Origin of the sequence: Mucilaginibacter sp., from assembly GCF_028288105.1 — a bacterium.
GTDB lineage: Bacteria > Bacteroidota > Bacteroidia > Sphingobacteriales > Sphingobacteriaceae > Mucilaginibacter.
Genome location: NZ_JAQBOI010000006.1, coordinates 13,679 through 33,590, shown reverse-complemented (window position 1 = coordinate 33,590; position 19,912 = coordinate 13,679). Strand labels below are relative to the sequence as shown.

At 43.1% G+C, this 19,912-nt stretch carries 15 protein-coding genes, 1 tRNA gene and 1 pseudogene; 3 read left to right on the top strand and 14 right to left on the bottom strand.

Annotation, left to right across the window (positions count from 1 at the left end; genetic code table 11):
- On the bottom strand, positions 1–1,262 hold a 1,262-nt coding region (locus JWQ85_RS00445), incomplete at its 3' end, for a (Fe-S)-binding protein (RefSeq protein ID WP_299462253.1).
- Positions 1,263–1,489: 227 nt separating this feature from the next.
- Between JWQ85_RS00445 and JWQ85_RS00440 the strand changes: the two genes are divergently transcribed.
- From JWQ85_RS00440 to JWQ85_RS00435, 3 genes and pseudogenes are all read left to right on the top strand, one after another.
- A tRNA-Phe gene (locus JWQ85_RS00440) sits at positions 1,490–1,562 on the top strand.
- 501 nt (positions 1,563–2,063) lie between these two features.
- Positions 2,064–2,285 (top strand): annotated as a pseudogene (locus tag JWQ85_RS21870) (two-component regulator propeller domain-containing protein); the annotation flags it as partial.
- 6 nt (positions 2,286–2,291) lie between these two features.
- Positions 2,292–2,774 (top strand): two-component regulator propeller domain-containing protein, encoded by a 483-nt coding sequence (locus JWQ85_RS00435; RefSeq protein ID WP_299462250.1) that lies wholly within the window; start codon positions 2,292–2,294, stop codon positions 2,772–2,774.
- A gap of 8 nt (positions 2,775–2,782) precedes the next feature.
- Here the strand turns inward: JWQ85_RS00435 and JWQ85_RS00430 are convergent, their stop codons facing one another.
- From JWQ85_RS00430 to JWQ85_RS00375, 13 genes are all read right to left on the bottom strand, one after another.
- A complete protein-coding gene (locus tag JWQ85_RS00430; protein ID WP_299462247.1) occupies positions 2,783–4,525 on the bottom strand; it encodes an ATP-binding protein in 1,743 nt (580 codons plus the stop codon).
- Positions 4,522–5,640, bottom strand: a complete 1,119-nt coding sequence (locus JWQ85_RS00425) for a sensor protein KdpD (RefSeq protein ID WP_299462244.1) — start codon at positions 5,638–5,640, stop codon at positions 4,522–4,524. Before JWQ85_RS00425 ends, JWQ85_RS00430 begins: the two co-directional genes overlap by 4 nt.
- A gap of 182 nt (positions 5,641–5,822) precedes the next feature.
- Complete coding sequence (locus tag JWQ85_RS00420) at positions 5,823–6,878, bottom strand: porin (protein ID WP_299462241.1); 1,056 nt, start codon at positions 6,876–6,878, stop codon at positions 5,823–5,825.
- A 136-nt stretch (positions 6,879–7,014) separates the two neighbouring features.
- Positions 7,015–7,581, bottom strand: a complete 567-nt coding sequence (locus tag JWQ85_RS00415) for a K(+)-transporting ATPase subunit C (protein WP_299462238.1) — start codon at positions 7,579–7,581, stop codon at positions 7,015–7,017.
- Between the two features lie 12 nt (positions 7,582–7,593).
- Positions 7,594–9,627, bottom strand: coding sequence for a potassium-transporting ATPase subunit KdpB (gene kdpB / locus JWQ85_RS00410; protein WP_299462235.1), 2,034 nt, complete (start codon positions 9,625–9,627; stop codon positions 7,594–7,596).
- A 50-nt stretch (positions 9,628–9,677) separates the two neighbouring features.
- Positions 9,678–11,396, bottom strand: coding sequence for a potassium-transporting ATPase subunit KdpA (gene kdpA / locus JWQ85_RS00405; protein WP_299462232.1), 1,719 nt, complete (start codon positions 11,394–11,396; stop codon positions 9,678–9,680).
- Between the two features lie 13 nt (positions 11,397–11,409).
- Entirely contained in the window at positions 11,410–11,487 is a 78-nt protein-coding gene (gene kdpF, locus JWQ85_RS21865; RefSeq protein WP_157540818.1) for a K(+)-transporting ATPase subunit F, read from the bottom strand.
- A gap of 620 nt (positions 11,488–12,107) precedes the next feature.
- Positions 12,108–13,430 carry a sigma-54 dependent transcriptional regulator gene (locus tag JWQ85_RS00400; RefSeq protein WP_299462229.1) on the bottom strand — a complete coding sequence of 441 codons (1,323 nt, stop codon included), beginning with the start codon at positions 13,428–13,430 and terminating at the stop codon, positions 12,108–12,110.
- A 68-nt stretch (positions 13,431–13,498) separates the two neighbouring features.
- Positions 13,499–14,233: a superoxide dismutase gene (locus tag JWQ85_RS00395; protein WP_299462226.1), complete on the bottom strand. Its 735-nt coding sequence runs from the start codon at positions 14,231–14,233 to the stop codon at positions 13,499–13,501.
- A gap of 32 nt (positions 14,234–14,265) precedes the next feature.
- Positions 14,266–15,174 (bottom strand): DUF4397 domain-containing protein, encoded by a 909-nt coding sequence (locus JWQ85_RS00390; RefSeq protein ID WP_299462224.1) that lies wholly within the window; start codon positions 15,172–15,174, stop codon positions 14,266–14,268.
- A 20-nt stretch (positions 15,175–15,194) separates the two neighbouring features.
- Positions 15,195–17,966 carry a TonB-dependent receptor gene (locus tag JWQ85_RS00385; RefSeq protein ID WP_299462221.1) on the bottom strand — a complete coding sequence of 924 codons (2,772 nt, stop codon included), beginning with the start codon at positions 17,964–17,966 and terminating at the stop codon, positions 15,195–15,197.
- A gap of 94 nt (positions 17,967–18,060) precedes the next feature.
- Positions 18,061–19,026, bottom strand: a complete 966-nt coding sequence (locus JWQ85_RS00380; protein ID WP_299462218.1) for a cytochrome c peroxidase — start codon at positions 19,024–19,026, stop codon at positions 18,061–18,063.
- A gap of 147 nt (positions 19,027–19,173) precedes the next feature.
- Positions 19,174–19,839 carry a YceI family protein gene (locus JWQ85_RS00375; RefSeq protein WP_299462216.1) on the bottom strand — a complete coding sequence of 222 codons (666 nt, stop codon included), beginning with the start codon at positions 19,837–19,839 and terminating at the stop codon, positions 19,174–19,176.
- Positions 19,840–19,912 lie beyond the last annotated feature (73 nt).

Below are 19,912 nucleotides of genomic sequence, written 5' to 3'. Positions count from 1 at the left end.
CTGTATTTCCATGGAGCGCCATTATTCTCCATATTGCCGAACATATTATTAAGACTTGCCGGTGCCTGTGATTCTTCCATCACTAAGTACCTGCGCATTTCTGTTATAATTTCAAGCGGGTTAATGTTCACCGGACAGGCCTCCACACAGGCATTACAAGTTGTACAGGCCCATAATTCTTCTCGGGTAATGTAGTTATCCAACAAAGCCTTATCGTCTGTATAATCCTTGCCATGCTTATCTATATTATTACCTACCTCGGTCAGCCTGTCGCGGGTATCCATCATTATTTTGCGGGGCGATAGCAGCTTACCTGTAATATTTGCCGGGCAAACCGCTGTGCACCTTCCACACTCGGTACAAGTATATGCTTCCATCAGGTTCTTCCAGGTAAGGTCAGTTACATCTTTAGCACCAAAGCGGCTTACCGCTGTAGCTTCGGGCACAAAAGATGGATCAAGCATTGCTTTTACCTCGCTGGTAACTGATGCCATGTTGGTGAACTCCCCTTTTTTATGCAGATTAGAATACCACGTATTTGGGAACGCCAGCAAAATATGAAAGTGCTTGGAATATGGCAGGTAATTTAAGAATGTCAGTATCCCAATGATGTGAAACCACCAGCAAACCCGCTCAATAGTTGCTAATGCATTAGCACCAGTTGGCAATAGCGGCCCTATTAAAGTACTTACTGGAAAACTCCCCGCTTCAGTATAATGACCAAAATGTAACAATTGTAATTTATAATCAGCTGCGTTCATGGTCAGGAAGGCTACCATGAGCAGTATTTCAATTGTGAGGATGTAATTTGCATCAGACTTTGGCCAGGCGGTCATCTCTATGCCGTTAAAGCGCTTTAAACGCAGCATATTACGCCGTGCAAGGAAAACTACACATGCTACCAGCACCAGCAGGGCCAGTATCTCAAAGCTGCCTATCAGCAAACCATAAAGGCTGCCTAATGGCTCAGAGAATATACGGTGCGAACCAAATATCCCATCTATCATTATCTCCAGTACTTCCAGGTTAATAATTACAAACCCTATGTAAATAAAGAAATGCATAATAGCTGCAACGGGGCGCTTTACCATTTTGGTTTGACCAAGGGCCACTTTAGCCATCACTTTCCAGCGCCTGGCCGAATCATCTGACCTATTGGTATCCCTGCCTAATAATATATTGCGCCGTACTTTTGCTACGTTTTTACCAAACAGATAAACAGCAGCCAGTAAAATGATGATAAATATAACTTGTCCAATCATTATATTATGCGTGCATAGTAATTTAAAGCTAAAGTATGGAATTGTTTTAACGTTGCAAGGGCTGATAAGTTGAAAAAAATAATCAAGAATAATTTTATTCTTAAACGCCTGACTTTCAATAGCAGAAGACTAAACTACGCTGTGTTACTACATAATTACAATTTAAAATGAAAAAAATACTTTCTGAAAATAAAAAAAACGCTACATTTGCAAACCTTAAACGGAGCGGTATCATAGCTCAGTCGGTAGAGCAAAGGACTGAAAATCCTTGTGTCGCTGGTTCGATCCCAGCTGATACCACACTTAACTTAGCCTCTTAGAGTAATCTGAGAGGCTTTTTTTATGCTGTTATATGCCTCTGCAAGCTTTAAATGCAGATTATAGATTCTATTTAGTTAATAACGTCCTTAGACAGCAAGTTACATGCATTTCTGCACATTTAAGCTTGAACTGTCTTAATTTGGCGCACTCTTGGCGCATTTCTTACTGTGTTTTCTTCATAATTTGTGTTTAAGTGAATGAATGATTATGGTGCCCATACAGGCGTAAGGAAAAACTAAATGCAAGGAGGAACGGAATAAATGTTGGATGGTGTAGAGGGTTGTGTTTATGCCGTAGTTCCTTGCCTTGTGTTGTTCCTGGTGCCTAACTTTGCTTAGTAATCATCACTCACTCTATTTCTTTATTCTTACAATCTTCCAACCGCTTAGTTGAGATGCGATTGCCTTTGTACTCTAAGTGACAATGATTCTACTTTTAAAAAGGTAAACTCATTTAACGAACTCACCTAAAGCCTCTAAAATCTTTTCAGACGGCAGCTCCGATAAAGATTGGAAAATAGAGCCGGGCGATCTGTGGTTCGCGGCAGCAGGAGGAGTTTATCGCTACAACGGTAAATCGCTTATCTATTTACCATTACCTAAAACTGACCATGCACAACCTCCGGTTCCGTCCAATCGCCTCACCCCTTACAGTGTTTATTGCATCCTTAAAGATAAAAAAGGGAATGTTTGGTTTGGCACGCAAAGCATGGGCGTATGCCGCTACGATGGCAAAATTTTTACCTGGCTTACTGCAAAAGGTTTAGCAGGCCCGGCAGTTCGTGGTTTATTAGAAGACAAAAACGAAAACCTTTGGTTTGGCAATAATGGCTATGGATTATTCAGATACGATGGAAAATCTATAACTAACGTTACGCAAGAAAAAGGGCTGGGCAATGATGAATTTTTTAAAACGTCAAAAGTATCGGGCAAGCCAGGGCTGGGCACAATGGCTCGTGTTTCCACGATAAATGAAGACGAGAGTGGAGCAATTTGGCTTGGAACTTTTGATGCCGGTGTTTGGCGCTACGATGGCAATAAACTAACCAACTATACCACAAAAGATGGGCTTACAAGCAATGCTATAAATACTATCTATAAAGACACAAAAGGCAAACTCTGGTTTGGAACTTATGGAGCGGGTGTATGTATATTTAATGGGGTATCCTTCACAAGTTTTGCTTTTGAATAGAATCTCCCTTAAACACGCAAAGTAAAATAAAACCTGCTGCCCGCGCCAATTTCACTTTGAACACCAATAGTACCACCCTGCGCATTAATAAAATCTTTAGAGATGGCAAGCCCTAAACCCGATCCTGATTTGTTTTGTCCATCTGTAGGTACCTGGAAATAACGGTCGAACAGGCGTTTTTGATAAGTTTCGTCAATGCCTTTACCAAAATCTTTCACAGAAAATTCAACCAGGTCTTTACGTTGGGTTACCTGGATAATAATTTTTGATTTTTCGGCGCTGTAACGTAGCGCGTTCGATAGAAAGTTAACCAGTACCCAGGCGGTTTTCTCTATGTCTGCCTGCACATCCGGTAGGTTATCATCTTTTACTACTTCCAATTGCACTTGCTTTTGCTGCGCCTGAAATTGGATGGATGTAACCGCATAGTCAACAATTTGCATGGGGTTTACCGGCACAAAGTTTAACTGGATGTTCCCGGTTTCCACCTGCGAAAGTTCCAGCAGCTCGCTGGTTATTTTTAGCAGGCGATCATTATCATCTTTAATATGGCTAACCAACTGGTCCTGCTCGGTATTCAGCGTACCTACCCGTTCGTCGTTAAGCAGCTTTAGGCTCATTTTTATAGAAGCGATAGGCGTTTTTAACTCATGCGATATAGTGGCTATAAAATTGGTTTTCGCTTCATCACGTTCTTTAAACTCGGTAATATTTTTGAGGATATACACCTTCCCTGCTGATCGGCTTGCCAATTGCAATGCACCTTCAGATTTGTCAATATCGGGCACTACTATATCACTGCGTTGCAGTTGGAAAAATGATTCGCGGCTATCCAATACAATTTTAAAGGGCTTGATCGTAGTTTCATCTTTCAGGATAGATCTAAACAGGTCATTACTTTTCACCAGTTGATCAGCATTTTTACCTATTATTTTATCATCGGTAATATTTAAAGTTTTGCGGGCGGCATCGTTCATAAAAAGTATATCCTGCTTTTCGTTTATACCGATAATAGCATCCTGCATTTGATCAATTATAGTTTCGATACGTCGTTTTTCGGATATTACGGTAGCCAGGTTGCTGTTCTCCCAATCGTTTAAACGGGTAGCCATTTGGTTAAAGGCGTTGGCTACTTCGGCAAATTCATCGTTCTGTTCAAAGTGAAGGCGCTTGTTGTAATTTTTCTGACTAATTTCTCTTATACCTTCCAGCAATGCATTTAAAGGTTTAGAGATGATACTGGGGAAGTTTACACTGAAACTAAAAAGCACCAGGAAAGTAAATGCGCCGGTTAAACCCAAAAATAAGGTTGCTTCATCAACAGAAGTGTTGGCCATGTCATTTTTATGAACAATGGCTTGCATGTTAACCGTTTCTATTTTCCGGAGGTATCTTCGGGCCTCTTTTTCGGTTTGCTGCAACGTTAATAGGTCTCCCTTTTTTTGAAGTTTATCAAATGCTACCTGTAACCCCTGCACAGCTTGCCGTTCGCCGGGCTCGGTTATATTATTGACTTCCTTAAACAACAGGTCACTAAAAGACCTTAGCGCTGTTGCATTAAGCGGTATGCTATTTTCATCAAGAATGGAACGCATTTCACGGACAATGCTTAGCGACTTATAGTTGTCTTTTAAAATAACTTTTGCACTGTTTGATATTTGGTTGATATAGAATAAAGATGTTATGCCAAAAAAAAGGACGACTATAAACAAAAAGCCAAATCCTAAACGGAGTTTATTTTTTACTTTCATGATAATATCACTAAATCGGTTTCTGTTAATGCTATCTTATTCAGTAGCTCGTTAAATATGGCGGTCCTTAGTATTACCTGCCATAAATTTAAATGTGGCTTGCCTATACAAATGGTGGTCACCTCTTTTTCTTCGGCTACTTTCATAATTGTTTGTGTTATAGCGTCACTTTTTATCTTGATCAGTTCGGCGCCAAGTTCTGTTGCAAGTTTAAAATTATTTATGAGATGGCGTTGCTTATCCAGTTTAATACGGTCAAGGCTTTCGCTGCTGCTTTGCACATACAGCACTATCCATTGCGAACGATAATAAGAGGCCAACCGTGCTGTTTTACGGATAACGATCTTCGCGGTTTCTGCATTTGATGATATGCAAGCCAAAAACTTCTCGGGCCGTAGTTTGATCTGCTTAGGCACCTCTATATCTATCTTCCGCTCCAAATGATGCGCCACCTCTTTCAAAGCGATTTCGCGCAGCTGCAAAATTTTATCGTTGCGGAAAAAGTTTTGCAGGGCGGTTTCCACCTTCGCTTTATCGTAGATCTTACCTTCTTTCAACCTATCTATTAGCTCATCGGCGGTAAGGTCAATATTTACGATCTCGTCTGCAATTTCCAGTATTTTGTCGGGCACCCTTTCGGTAATGGGGATGCCGGTAATATCTTGTATTTCTTCGTTAAGGCTTTCTAAATGTTGAACATTAAGCGCTGTTATTACACTAATGCCTGCTTCCAGTATATCCCTTACATCTTGCCAGCGTTTGCTGTTTTTGCTACCTTCAATATTACTGTGGGCCAGTTCATCAACAATAACCACTTCGGGGTGCCGGTTTAGAATGGCCTGCAGGTCCATTTCTTCCAGCTCTTTGCCCTTGTAAAATGTTTTACGACGATCTATTAACGGTAGTCCGGCTAATAAAGCATGTGTTTCGGCACGGTTATGTGTTTCAATATAACCTATCTGTACATCTATATTATTTTTTAGCAAAGCATGGGCTTCCTGCAGCATCCGGTAAGTTTTACCCACACCCGCGCTCATGCCGATATAGATCTTCAGCTTGCCCCGCCTGGATTTTTTTACCAGGTCGATAAAGTTTTTTACAGATGTGTCTGCCATTATTATTGTTTAACGTCGTATTTACTCACCCCGACTACGCTGTGCTGGTCGACCCTCTCTGCTGCGTAAAGAGGATTAAAAAGAAAATTTCTACCCCTCTTTCCGCTTGCGGAGAGAGGGTGGTCGAGCGAAGCAACGACCGGGTGAGTAAACTAATGAACATGCTTTAATCAGTTTTCTATTTAAAACGCGTAAACAGCCGCCACTAAAAATTGCGATGCCTGCTTAGTTGGCCCGCCATTGTTATTAATGAACTGACTGGTTGAACCATTATCTAATCTTGCTTCGGGGATCAGTGTTAATGGGCCTGCCTTAATGTTGGCGGTTAAAGTAAATGCCGTTATTGATTCTCCAGCTGGTGGGCCTGCCGTTACAAAACCTCCGTTTTTAGTTTTAAAATATTCGCCTCTTAACCCTAAAGTTACCGCTTTTGAAACTGCTAATTGCGGATATAATGCCACTCCTTCAAAACCACCCTTTACTGCATCTGGTGCCGAAAAGGTTGCACCGTTCAGCCCTAATTTAAAGGCATCGGTTATTTGATAGGCAGTGGTCAGATCCACAATGGTACCTGAGGTTTTACCGCTTAACAAATTAATGTAAGCTGTCCAGCCTTTAAGCGGACTAACAAATAGCTGTGCCCCAAATGTAGACACATCCCTTGTCGACTGGTAATTGTTCCAGGTATCGTTAAATATCCCGGCCATCAGGCTTATTTTGCTTGTAAAAGCGTAAGTAGCTTTGAAACCTGCATTCTGGAAGGGGCCGTTGGTAAACAGGTACGAAGTGGAGTAGTTGAAATTTCCTACAGGTGATATTACTTCGTAACCCACAAAGGTTGACATGTAGCCGGCAGTAAGGTTTAGTTTATCCGTTACATCGTAACCCATATATAAATTCTGGATATGGAACGATTGCCCGTTGGTGCCACTGTTTGGGATTGACTGTGCCTCGCCCCGCGGACCAAATGATAACTCGCCTACAAAGGATGCTTTATTTACTTTCTTTTTAACGGCCAGGTCAACCATACCTATCGAGATAGAATTTTGGTCGGTAGCAAAACTGGTGGGGATGTTGGAGCCACCAGTCGCGTTCCTGAATTTTGAAAAATCGTATTTATAATAAGCATCCACCGAACCCGAAATGGTTAAAGGGTTTTCTACGGTTTTGGTCGTGTCTTGCGCTTTGGCAGTTATAGCAGCTAAAAATATTACTGATGATATAAGGAGTGTTTTCATTTTTTTTGATCGGTTATATACTTGTCATTTCGAACGAGCGATAGCGAGGAGAAATCTTGTTAAATATGCAAAGGTCGCCGCCTAACATTCGAACAAGGTTTCTCTCTATCGTTCGAAATGACATTTTGGTCTTTTGTTATTTTTTTAATGCGTCTAAGGCTACATTCAATTTTAGCACGTTCACTTTTGCGGGGCCAAACACACCTAAAAGTGGTGCTTCGGTATGTGCTGAAACCAAATCAGTAACTTGCTGTACAGATAATTTGCGGGTATCAGCAATACGTTTGATCTGTATTTTGGCCGCTGCCGGTGATATGTCCGGGTCAAGGCCACTACCAGATGCTGTTACCATTTCGGCAGGGATATCCGCGCGTTTCAGGTATGGATGGTATTTAAGCAGGGTATCAATACGGTTGCTCACATCCTTCAGGTAATCGGGATTGCTTGGGCCCTTGTTTGAACCTGCTGAACCTGCCGCATTGTAACCAACAGCCGATGGCCTGCCCCAAAAGTATTTGGCCTGGGTAAAGCTTTGGCCAATGTTGGCATAACCAACCACTTTGCCGTTTACGGTAATGGTTTCGCCATCGCCACGGCCTTTTGATAGCTTACCCGCAAGGGATATAGCTACCGGGTATATCACGCATAGTATTACGGTTAATACCAGTGTGATACGTATGGATTTTATGATGTTACTTTTCATGATCTTAATTAATTAGAAGAATAGGGAAATAAGTAAGTCGATTAATTTGATGCCGATGAATGGCGCGATAACACCACCCAAACCGTATATTAACAAGTTACGGCGAAGCAGCGCGCTGGCGCCTATCGGTTTATATTCTACACCTTTTAATGCCAACGGTATCAGCATCGGGATAATAATGGCATTGAATATCACGGCAGAAAGTATAGCGCTCTCCGGGCTGTGCAGGTGCATAATGTTTATAGCCTGCAACGCCGGAATAGAAGCGATAAACAATGCCGGAACAATGGCAAAATACTTCGCCACGTCATTTGCTATAGAGAAGGTTGTGAGTGTACCACGGGTGATAAGCAGTTGCTTACCTATCTCAACGATCTCTATCAACTTGGTTGGGTCGTTATCCAGATCAACCATGTTACCGGCTTCCTTGGCGGCTTGGGTACCACTGTTCATAGCTACACCAACATCTGCCTGGGCAAGTGCCGGGGCATCGTTTGTACCATCGCCCATCATGGCAACCAGTCGGCCGCTTAGCTGCTCGTGTTTGATGTAGTTCATTTTATCTTCGGGTTTGGCCTCGGCAATAAAATCATCTACACCGGCTTTTTCGGCAATAAATTTGGCAGTAAGCGGGTTATCACCAGTTACCATTACCGTTTTGATACCCATTTTTCGCAGGCGCTCAAAACGTTCGGCTATACCGGGTTTGATAATGTCCTGCAGCTCTATGGTACCCAAAACCACCTCGTTTTGTGATACAACCAGCGGCGTACCACCGTTTGAAGCGATTGCCTTTACACGTTCTTCTACATCGGCAGAAAACTTGTGCCCTGCGTTTACAGATAGGTTCCGGATCGAGTCAAAAGCACCCTTACGGATCCGTAAGCCATCTGCAGTATTAATACCGCTTGAACGGGTTTCGGCAGTGAACTTAATGAATTCGGCACCTTTTGGCGCAGCCATTGAAATGTGCATATTGCTTTGCTGCGCCAGCTCAATTATTGATTTGCCTTCTGGCGTTTCATCTGCTAATGATGATAATACAGCAGCTTTTACCAGATCTTCGGGTAATACGCCCGGGGCCGGCCAAAATTGGGTGGCTTTACGGTTACCAATGGTGATGGTACCGGTTTTATCCAGCAGCAATACGTCAATATCACCTGCGGTTTCAACCGCTTTACCAGATTTTGTGATCACATTGGCACGCAACGCCCTGTCCATCCCCGCAATACCAATGGCCGATAAAAGGCCACCGATAGTTGTGGGAATTAAACAAACGAAAAGTGATATTAATGCCGCAATAGTGATGGGCGTATTGGCATAATCTGCAAACGGTTTCAGCGTAACACAAACGATGACGAAAATGAGCGTAAAACTGGCTAATAAGATCGTTAAAGCTATCTCGTTTGGCGTTTTTTGGCGCGATGCCCCTTCTACAAGGGCTATCATTTTATCAAGGAAGCTTTCGCCCGGTTCGGTGGTTACTATAACTTTTATCTTATCGGATAGTATTTTTGTACCACCGGTAACAGATGATTTATCACCCCCTGCCTCGCGGATAACCGGGGCAGATTCACCTGTAATGGCCGATTCATCTATAGTAGCCAGGCCTTCAATAATCTCACCATCAGTTGGGATAGTATCGCCTGCCTCGCAAACAAATACATCTCCCTTTCTTAATTCGTTTGATGATTTGCTAACGATGCTACCATCGCTTAACAAAACATTGGCAGGTGTTTCCTCCCGGGTCTTACGTAAGCTATCGGCCTGTGCTTTACCGCGTGCCTCGGCTATGGCTTCGGCGAAGTTGGCAAACAGCAGGGTAAGCAGCAGCACAATAAATATGATAAAGTTATATGTGAATGAGCCCTGGCCGGCATGCATAAAGCTGTAAACGCTCATGTACAGCATAATGGCAGTACCTACTTCAACGGTAAACATTACCGGGTTACGAAGCATTACTTTAGGGTTCAGTTTGATGAACGACTCTTTCAGTGCGGTTTGCACTAAAGCCGGTTCAAATAATTTATTAGATTGAGTTTTCATTGTGTTTTTTTAAAGCCCCTCTCTATCGGAGAGGGGTTTGGGGTGAGGCTTTACTTATGCATTGAGAAGAACTCTGCAATAGGGCCCAAAGCCAAAGCAGGGAAGTACGATAATGCGTTTAAAACAAGTATTACAGCGAAGGTCATCAGGCCGAAGGTTATGGTATCGGTTTTTAGCGTACCTGCCGATTCGGGGATGTATTTCTTTTGAGCAAGTAAACCTGCTATGGCCACCGGGCCAATAATAGGCAGGAACCTGCCAAGTATCATTACAATACCTGTGCTTACATTCCAGAAGATGTTGTTATCGCCTAAACCTTCAAAGCCGGAGCCATTGTTGGCGTTAGATGAGGTCATCTCGTAAAGCATTTCGCTAAAACCATGGAAACTTGGATTGTTTAACCACGCCGATGGCTTAACGGCCCAATCGGCATTACCATGATTAGTGAATACAAACGCAGCTATAGCCGTACCCGCCATAATAAGCAGCGGACTTAACAGGGTTATTAAAGCGGCGATCTTTACCTCGCGCGCCTCTACCTTGTGACCCAAAAACTCGGGGGTTCGCCCAACCATCAGGCCGGATATAAACACCGCTATAATAAGGTAGATGAAGTAGTTTAATACGCCCACACCGCAGCCGCCGAAGAAGCCATTTATCATCATACCCAATAGCTGCCATAAGCCGGTAAGCGCCATGGTGCTATCGTGCATTCCGTTAACCGAACCGGTTGATACGATAGTTGTGAAAGTACTCCAGAAGGCTGTCGCGGTTGGCCCAATGCGTACTTCTTTACCTTCCATAGCGCCGGTTGGCTGGGCTATGCCCATTTTGGTTATGGCCGGATTACCGCCTATTTCGCTGCCGATGGACGGGACGAGCAGGAGCAATGCGCCGATCATCATCACCCCAAAAATTACCCAACCCAGTTTTTTTCTGCGGATAAAATATCCGAAGCATAGAACCATAGCGATGGGTATGATCATTTGAGAAACGATCTCGGTAATATTAGTCAGGTAGTTAGGGTTTTCCAGCGGATGGGTAGAGTTTGCACCAAACCAACCGCCACCGTTTGTACCCAAGTGTTTTATAGCGATAAATTGCGCTGCCGGCCCACGGGATACGTGCATGGTATCGCCTTGCAGGGAGATGAATTGATCTTTACCTGCATAGCTGCTTGGTGTACCATTAAATGTTAATATTAACGCGACTACTATTGATAAGGGTAATAATAAACGGGTTATAGCCCTCAAAAAGTAGTTCCAGAAGTTACCAATATCGTTTGTGGTTTTATCGCGAAAGGCTTTAAATAAACCTACAGCACAGGCAATGCCGGTTGCGGCACTCACAAACTGCAAAAACATAAATATGTAATGCTGCACCAAATAACTGGCTCCGCTTTCGCCGCTGTAGTGCTGTAAGTTACAGTTCACCACAAAACTGATGATGGTATTAAATGCCAGATCAGCCGTCATGCCGGGGTTTCCGTCAGGGTTCCAGGGCAACTTATCCTGGTTCATTAATACGAAGAAGCCGTATACTAACCATAAAAGATTAATACACATCATGGCTTTTAAAAACTGTTTCCAGTTCATCGGCTCATTAGGGTTAATGCCAGACAGTTTATAAATGCCTTGTTCAACAGGTTTCATAAAGTCTGTCCACACCTTTTCGCCGGCAAACATTTTTGCCAGATATTTACCCAACGGGATGCCGATAACCAGCATCAGGGCAAACGAGGCAATGATTCCAAATAGTTCTGTGTTCATTGTGTGTTAAGGATTAAAATTTTTCGGGTTTAAGCAGCACATATATCATGTATATGAAAACCGCGATGGAGATAATGAATAATGCGATCATGTTGATTAGATTTTTTCGAACCAGTCGATAGATTTAAAAATGAACCACCAGCTAATTAGGATGGCGAGAAAGAGAATTATAGTGATCATTGTTTTGATATTTTGATCACCTATGCCAATAGAGACGCCGCTTTAATAGACAATTATCTAAGCAATTGACATTTAGATATTTATTGATTTAATGAGGATTTCATTAAACAAAAAACCCTTCCATTTTGGAAGGGTTGATTATCGTTTTGGAAGATTGTTTAGATTTAACCACAGAGGTAACGGAGGGAAAAGCACAGAGGTTTTTATTTCGCGCGAAGATGCAAAGGGTTGATACATTTATCATCGCTTTTAAATAAGCGTGTCATGGTGACAAATTGTTGGTAAATGGCGTGAGAAGTGTTCACGTTCACGGCCGTGAACGCCATCGTGAACACATAAATAACTGATAATGATTAATTTAAAAATAAGCTACTGACGAAATAACGTCACCATTAAATCCAAACCAAGCACAGGCAAACATGCACTATAATATAGCCGGTCACCCTCCTCCCCCGCTGCAAAGATCTGTCATTGCACCTTCAAAGGCCACGGGATTTGATAAGTCAGACTGACAATTTATTTGGACGATATTTACAAACCGTACTCGTCTATCTTTCTATAAAGCGTAGTTAGGCCAATGCCCAGCAAGCGCGCGGTTTCGGTTTTATTACCTTTTGTGTAGGTCAGCACTTTACCAATGTGCTGTTTTTCGATGCTCTGCAGATCAAGCGAGTTACTATCCACATTTTGAATATTAAATTGAGGTGGCAGTGTATCCAGGGTAAGACTATCCTCAGCAAGGATAACCGAACGTTCAATAACATTCTTAAGCTCGCGGATGTTGCCCTTCCATTGATGGCGTTTAAGCAGATTTAAAAACTCATCACTCATTTTAACAGATCGGCCTGCTTTATCAGTAAAAAATTTAAGGTAGTATTTAGCCAGCAGCTCAATGTCTTCTTTGCGTTCGTTAAGCGAGGGCAGGGCAATAGTGAAAACAGATAATCGGTAAAAAAGATCAAGCCTGAACTTTCCTTCCTCCGCTTCTTTTTGCAGATCGCGGTTCGTTGCCGCCATAATGCGGATGTTAACCTTGGTGGTTTGTGTATCGCCCAGCTTAATAAAAGTTTTACTTTCCAGTACACGTAAAAGTTTGGCCTGCAGTTCAAGGCTCATTTCGCCAATCTCATCCAGGAAAATACTGCCGTGATGAGCTTCTTCAAATAGTCCTTTTTTATCTTTAACGGCTCCGGTAAAGGCGCCTGCTTTATAGCCAAATAGTTCGCTTTCTAAAAGTTCGCCGGTAAAACTGCTGCAGTTAATAGCTACAAATGGCATTTGCCTGCGCTGGCTCTCATAATGTATAGCCGATGCAAATACCTCCTTACCCGTACCTGTTTCGCCCAAGAGCAAAACGGTGGTATCGGTAGCGGCCACCTTACGGGCAAGGTCAACGGCCTCAACAATAGATTTAGACTGACCAATTATCTGCGAGAAACTGAATTTTCCGCTTACCTTTTTATCAGCATTAAAAGCATTTTGCTGTAGCTGCGCTTTTTCAACCGCCTGGTTTAGTAATGGGATTATCTTATCGTTATCATCGCCCTTAACAATGTAGTTGAACGCGCCATTTTTGATAGCTTGTACGCCATCATTAATAGTACCGTAAGCGGTAAGGTTTATTACCTCTACATAGGGCTTTTTTGCTTTGATGGTTTTTACAAGGTCTACCCCGTTGGCATCGGGTAACTTTACATCGCTTAATACCACAAGCACATCCTGCTGCTCCAGTAATTTAATGCCATCCTTGCCATTATAGGCCTGAATTACACGAAACCCTTCCAAACCAATGATACGCGAGAGCAGATCGTTCAGTTTTTTTTCATCATCAATGATCAGGATGGTTGCTTGCATACCTTATAATTATTATGCAATAATAATTATAAGGTGCTGTAATCAGTAATCAATTATTAAAAGCGTTTTTATCCTAACCTTTTAGCAACCTGTTCCCAGTTAACCACATTCCAAAAATTGGTAATATAATCGGCGCGTTTGTTTTGATATTTCAGATAGTAGGCGTGTTCCCAAACATCAAGGCCTAAAAGCGGTGTGCCCTTCAGTTCCGAATTATCAAACCATGGGTTGTCCTGGTTGGCTGTTGAACCTATTTTAAGCTTACCGCCATCATTAACCAACCATGCCCAGCCCGAACCAAAACGACCCAGTGCTGCCTTGCCAAACTCCTCCTTAAACTTATCAACCGAACCAAATGCCGACGTTAGCGCATCTTTTAGCTTACCATCAGGACCGGTTGCTCCGGGTGCTTTCAGGCTTTCCCAAAAAAAGTTGTGGTTCCAGGCGCCACCTGCATTGTTACGGGCTTTGGCAGATAGCTTTGATGCATTGGCAAAAAATTCCTTTTCTGTAGTATAGGGAATCTTCTCGGCTATAATGGCATCGTTTACATTCTTGATGTAGGCCGTATGGTGCTTGGTGTAATGGATCTCGTTAGTCAGCGCGTCTATACTTGGTTCCAGGTCGGCATATTTAAATGGCAGCGGTACCTGCGTAAATTTAAAAGGCTCGGCGGGGTTAAAAATACTATTTGTTGCTGCCGACGCCGGATTACTATTTAATATCAAGGGCGCGCCTACCGCAACGGCTACGGTTGCAGTTAAGGTATTACTAATGAATTTTCTTCTGCTATTATTTTCCATGATGATGTTTTTATAAATGTACTCTACTATAACTAATTATGGGTTATAATTGTTGCACCAAGCGTACCTGCTGCTACCGTTCCGTTTATAAATATGGTGTAAATTTTACCTGCCTCAAACGTTACGCTATTTAAAGTGGTACCCGTTACAGGGATAACCGTATTTGTAGTGCTATTCCGGATCTCGAAAGCTACGGCCGAGGTGGCATTTATTTCTTTAAATGGCCCTAAAGTTTTCCAGGTTAAGCCGGGGATTGTTGCCGGCCCTTTACCTGCAGCATCGTAAGTAAGTACCGTTTGGTCACCAAAGCTACCATAGCCTACATTAGTGAATATAGCAGTGCTGCCCACAGCGCTGAAGTTTACATTTGGTGCATCGGGCGAGAAGTTTGCAAAACGCACCTTGGCTTTGCCGGATGCAGGCACAGTCAGATCATCATAAACTAAGATCAAGCTGTCGCGGTTACCCGGGTTTACCTTACTGGGTTTACGTTTAGCTACCGCGAATAACGTATGGTAGAAATCGGCTATGGGGCCATTAGGGCCCGAGAATGATGATTTATCATTCTCCTGGACAAAGTTGGCACTTCCGCCAAACACATACGATGATTTGTAGCTGGTATTGCTGCCTTCTGTGGTATTAAACTGCACTTTACCAAATTGGGTATCTAAATAATCTGTAGCGGCATTATGCGTAACCAAAGTGGCATTTATTTGCCGCGTAAAATCTAAAAAGTTTAATGGAGGGGTGGTGCTTAGCGCGTTTACCAGTTTTACCTTCGCGCTTAATGGCGGCCTTTGCGAATTATCTGTGTCCAGGTAATCTGTTTTTTTGCATGATGCCGAAAGCAATATTAATCCGCTTAATGCATACGCGTACTTAAGGCGGGGTAAACTTTTTAGCCTCGCTAATTTCTTTATAATATGATCGATGATTTTCATGTGTTCTGTTCTTAAATGATCTAAAATTTTGCTGATAATCTTACAAATGGCTGTACGCCTGTATTGGTTCCTGCCTGTGTTGCACCCGGGCCGGGGTTCCTGGTGATGTTGCTGCCCGGTGCCGGGATGGTGTAGTCGCCCAGTATGTTGAACAGATTGTTAGCGCCAATAGTGGCCGACAGGTTGTTAGATACCGCATAACTTGCGGACAGGTCGGTTATCCAAACGGGACTAAACGATTGATAGTAATAATCGGGTTTAGGGAAGTTGGCGTTAAGCTGGGTAACCGAAACTACCGATCCAAAATATACTGTACGCAACAGGACGTTCAACCTATCAATGCCATAAGTTCCCTGCAAGGTGATTTTCTTTGATGGGATATTACTTGTTACGCGCGCTTTTTCCGATTCATCAAATATGATATAGCGGTAAGCTTCCAACCCTTTTGGGGTATTTACTTTGGTTAGTTTGGTTTCCAGGAAGTTTGCGCCAACTAACAAAGTAGCTTTCGCGCCGTTCGCGAAGGTGTACTTATAACTACCTGTAAGCTCTACGCCCTTAGTACTGGTACTAAACGAATTGTAGAAGAACTTGGCTTGCACCGTACCCGTTTGCACAAACAGTGCCCTAACATCGGCAGGTAAGTTTGTATCAGTTGCCGAAAAGCGCCCGGTGTTCCCTACCCTATCGCGGATATCTATTTTATAAGCATCTACCGTTAATTCAAAGTTTGGTATAGGCGATGAGGTGATACCAGCAGTATATCCTTTAGAACGTTCGGGTGTTAAGGTGGGGATACCTAATGCCTTGGTAGCCGGGTTCTCGTTATTGGCGGTAACCTGGTCAATAGCCACACCGTTTTGGAATGTGGTTGATGTTTCCGTATAATAAAATTGTGCCAGATCGGGCGCACGGAAACCCGTGTTAATGGATCCGCGAACGCTTAAAAAGTCGGCGAATTTATATCGGGTTGCGGCTTTGTAGGTAAATACGCTTCCAAAGTCTGAGTAGTTCTCTACCCTTAATGCGCCTGATAACAACCACGCATTAGTTGCATTCACTTCGACATCGGCATAGCCTGCAGAAATAGACCGGTTGACATTCACCTCGTTACTTGGCCTGAAACCAGCGTGGATTTGTGAGCCGGGCGATAAGCCATTTAATGGCGTTTGCCCTAACGATGTATTATAGATAATACCGCCAGAAGTGGTATCAACACCATAGATCTGTCTCAGATCAGCTTTTGAATAAGACGCCTCTTCCCCTGCATTTATGCGATAGGTTTCTACGCGATACTGTCCACCAAAAGCGATGTTTACTCCTTTTAGTATTTTATCGAAATACCGGCTAAAATCCAAGCTACCTGTGTTTTGGCTGGCGCTATAGCTGCCCGCATCAAATTTGCGTGGTGTACGTAAACCGTAACTTGCATTTAACGAGTTGGTTATTACATTGCCGAAGCTATTGTTACCATAAACGTTAGATATATCAACATTCCATCCGCGTACTTTGGCTTTTACCCCCACCGCGAATGATTTATCTGAAATGATGTTATCCATTGCCGGTAAAAATCCATCAGGATATATGAAGGTGTTGTTACGCTCTGTCCATCCCGGTAGGCGGTACACAGCTGTAAATTGCGAATTACGCTGACTTATGCCACCAAAAGAATACAGTTCAACATCCTGTTTCAATGGCACAGCGGCATTAAAGAAAAGCAAGCCATCAATAGCTTTATTGGTACTACCGCGCTGGTCGAAATAATGGCGGTCTATCCCTCTCGATTTGATAATGGCATCATCTATCTCTTTGGTATAGATCTGATCGAAACCACGGGTATTGGCGCCACCACCATATGCAGGGCCAATATATAACCCCGATTCATCCTTTCCCACTGGCAGGGAAACCGCCTGGGTCGCAAACTCGCCGGTCACGTTCAGGAAACCGCCTTTGTCACCGAGCTTAACGCCATAATTACTACTGGTACGTGTGGTAATACCGTCCCCCCGGCGGCGACTACTGGCTGTAGAATTAAGCGTTAGCTGATCGGTGGTTTTCTTTAGTACGATGTTTATTACTCCGGCAATAGCGTCAGAGCCATATTGGGCAGCAGCGCCATCACGCAAAATCTCTATCCGCTCAATTGAGCCTGTTGGGATGGAGTTTAAATCGTACCCGGTAGCGCCGTTGCCCAGGCCACCCCAGCTAATGTTAGAGCTTTTGTGGCGGCGTTTACCATTTATCAGCACAAGTAATTGGTCTACACCTAAACCACGCAGTTGCGCGGTTGAAGTTGCCGATGCCGCATCGCCCCCACCAGATACTGATGAATGAAAAGATGGCGATACATACTGCAGCAATTGCGTAACGCTTACCTGCGGACTGCTCTCTTGCAAGGCCTTTATATCGATAACATCAACCGGGTTGGCCGAGTTTAGCTTGGTACGGTTGGCATTACGTGAGCCGATGATCTGTACGTCGCCTAACTGGTTACCCTTTGGTTTAAGGGCCACCTCAAACTTACGGATGCCATCGATGTAAATTTCCTGCGTTTCGTACCCAACAAACGAAAAAACAAGGTATTTACCAGTGCTGATGTTAAGCTCAAATGTACCGTCTGTTTTGGTTACTACGCCTTCGCCGGTACCTTTTACCAGCACGGATACGCCCGGCAATGGTTGGCTGTCATCCGCAGAGGTAACCACACCGGTTACTCGCCTGCCCTGCTGAGCAAATGCATGTTGCCCGTAAATGAGGCTTAAAAATAATATATATAGTATAAATCGTTTCATGTTTGTAAGTTAAGTTTAGACAAAGGGGTATTGCGTACAGGCCTTTTGGCCTGCATTATGCTTAATTATTAAAGTTTTAGATTTTGTTACCGGGTTAGCTTTTGCTTATGTTTTTCACGAACCTGTCATCGGTTAATGCTTTTAGGAATTCAACTACGTCGTCAATATCCTGCGATGAAAGGTTCAATGGTTTATCTAAAGACAGGTCGCGGTTTATACCGTCGCTTACCACAGCCGATGGGTTGTTGTAATACTCCACCACGCTGCGCAGGGTTTTAAATTTACCGTTGTGCATGTATGGCGCTGTTACGGCCACGTTGCGCAGGCCTGGTATTTTAAATTCGCCCAGTACGGTGCTGTCTTTTGTTATTTTGAACCTGCCGGCATCGTTCAGGTCCTTACCATTATATAAGCCTATGCTTTTAAAGCGGTCTGCTGTAAAATCCTCGCCCGAGTGGCAATTATTACAGTTACCCTTGCCAATAAATATATTGCGGCCACGTACCGCGGCGGCAGATAATGCATTATCGTCACCGTTTATATAGCGGTCGTAGGGGCTATTGGTTGTTTCCAGCGTCCGTTCAAAAGCAGCAAGTGCTTTCAACAAATTATCTTTATTCGGCGCTGCTTTAAATATTTTTTGAAAAGCGTTTGCATAAAATTCGTTCTTGTTAAGTCGTTCAACTGCCTCCTCAATGGATAAGCCCATTTCATCAGGCGATGTAATTGGCCCAAGGGCCTGCTCCTCTAACGAGGCTGCACGGCCATCCCAAAAAAAGTGGGTACGGCCCGATAAATTTGTAAGCCCCGGCGAATTACGTGCGGTTAGCTTACCGCCAATGCCTTTGCTAAAAACAGCGGTATCAGCAAAAGCAAACTCCGGGTTATGGCACGATGAGCAATTGATGGTACGGTCTTTTGATAATATATTATCAAAAAACAGTTTACTGCCAAGCTGCTCCCTGGTCTGCACCTCGTCATTATCAGGCATGAAACTTACCTGCGTTATCAGTAAGAAAACAAAACCTATTAATGTAAGTATAGTGTATGCCTTTTTCATGACCTTTTTCTCGCTTAGCTAAATCAACTAGTGTACAATTATTTTATATATGGGATGGCAAAATTTAGACAATAAAGTCCCTGTCCACCCCGAACAGGGAGCTTTATTTTTCAACCTAAACCTTTATGAAAAAGGTACCTTGAGATATTATTGCGCGTTTGCTACCAACGCAACATCAATATCAAAATCGTCGTAGATCACCTTGTCGCCCAGGTTTTCGAAGAAGTTTTTTGAGCGAAACTTGATATCGTATTTGGTACGGTCAATAGTAATTTTGGCATTGGCGCTTAACTTTTTGCCGCTTACCGCAACCGTAGCCGGGAAGCTTACTTCGTTAGTAATGCCCTTAATGGTTAAGTTACCTTTTACATTGTAAGTATTGCCTGTTGCTTTAGTAGCGCTGGTTAACACAAAGTTTGCCTTAGGGTGCTTTTCCACACTAAAAAAATCGGGGCTTTTTAGGTGGGTAACCAATTTACCGTTTGCACCTTCATCGGCAATATCGGTATCAGTAATGCTGCGGGTGTCAATATCAAAGGCGCCGGCTTTAAGCGTGTTACCTTCAACCGTAAAGCTACCATCGCTAACTTCTATAGTACCACTGTGTTCGCCTGTGGCTTTTTTGGCCAGCCAGGTAAGTTTGCTGGTTTTGTTATCAACCTTAAATACTACCGGTTTTGCAAACTTGTTACTTATAGTTACAATTTTGGCAGAAGTTGATTCTACTTTGTTTGATTTTGTTGGCGGAACTATGCCCGTTAACGCGGTAATAGATGCGATTGTTATTACCGAAAGGCCTAATGTTAATTTCATTTTCTTTTTTGATTTAAGTTGATTAAAAACCCGGCGCAGAACCACCCGCGCCGGGATTGTGATTAGTTTAGTT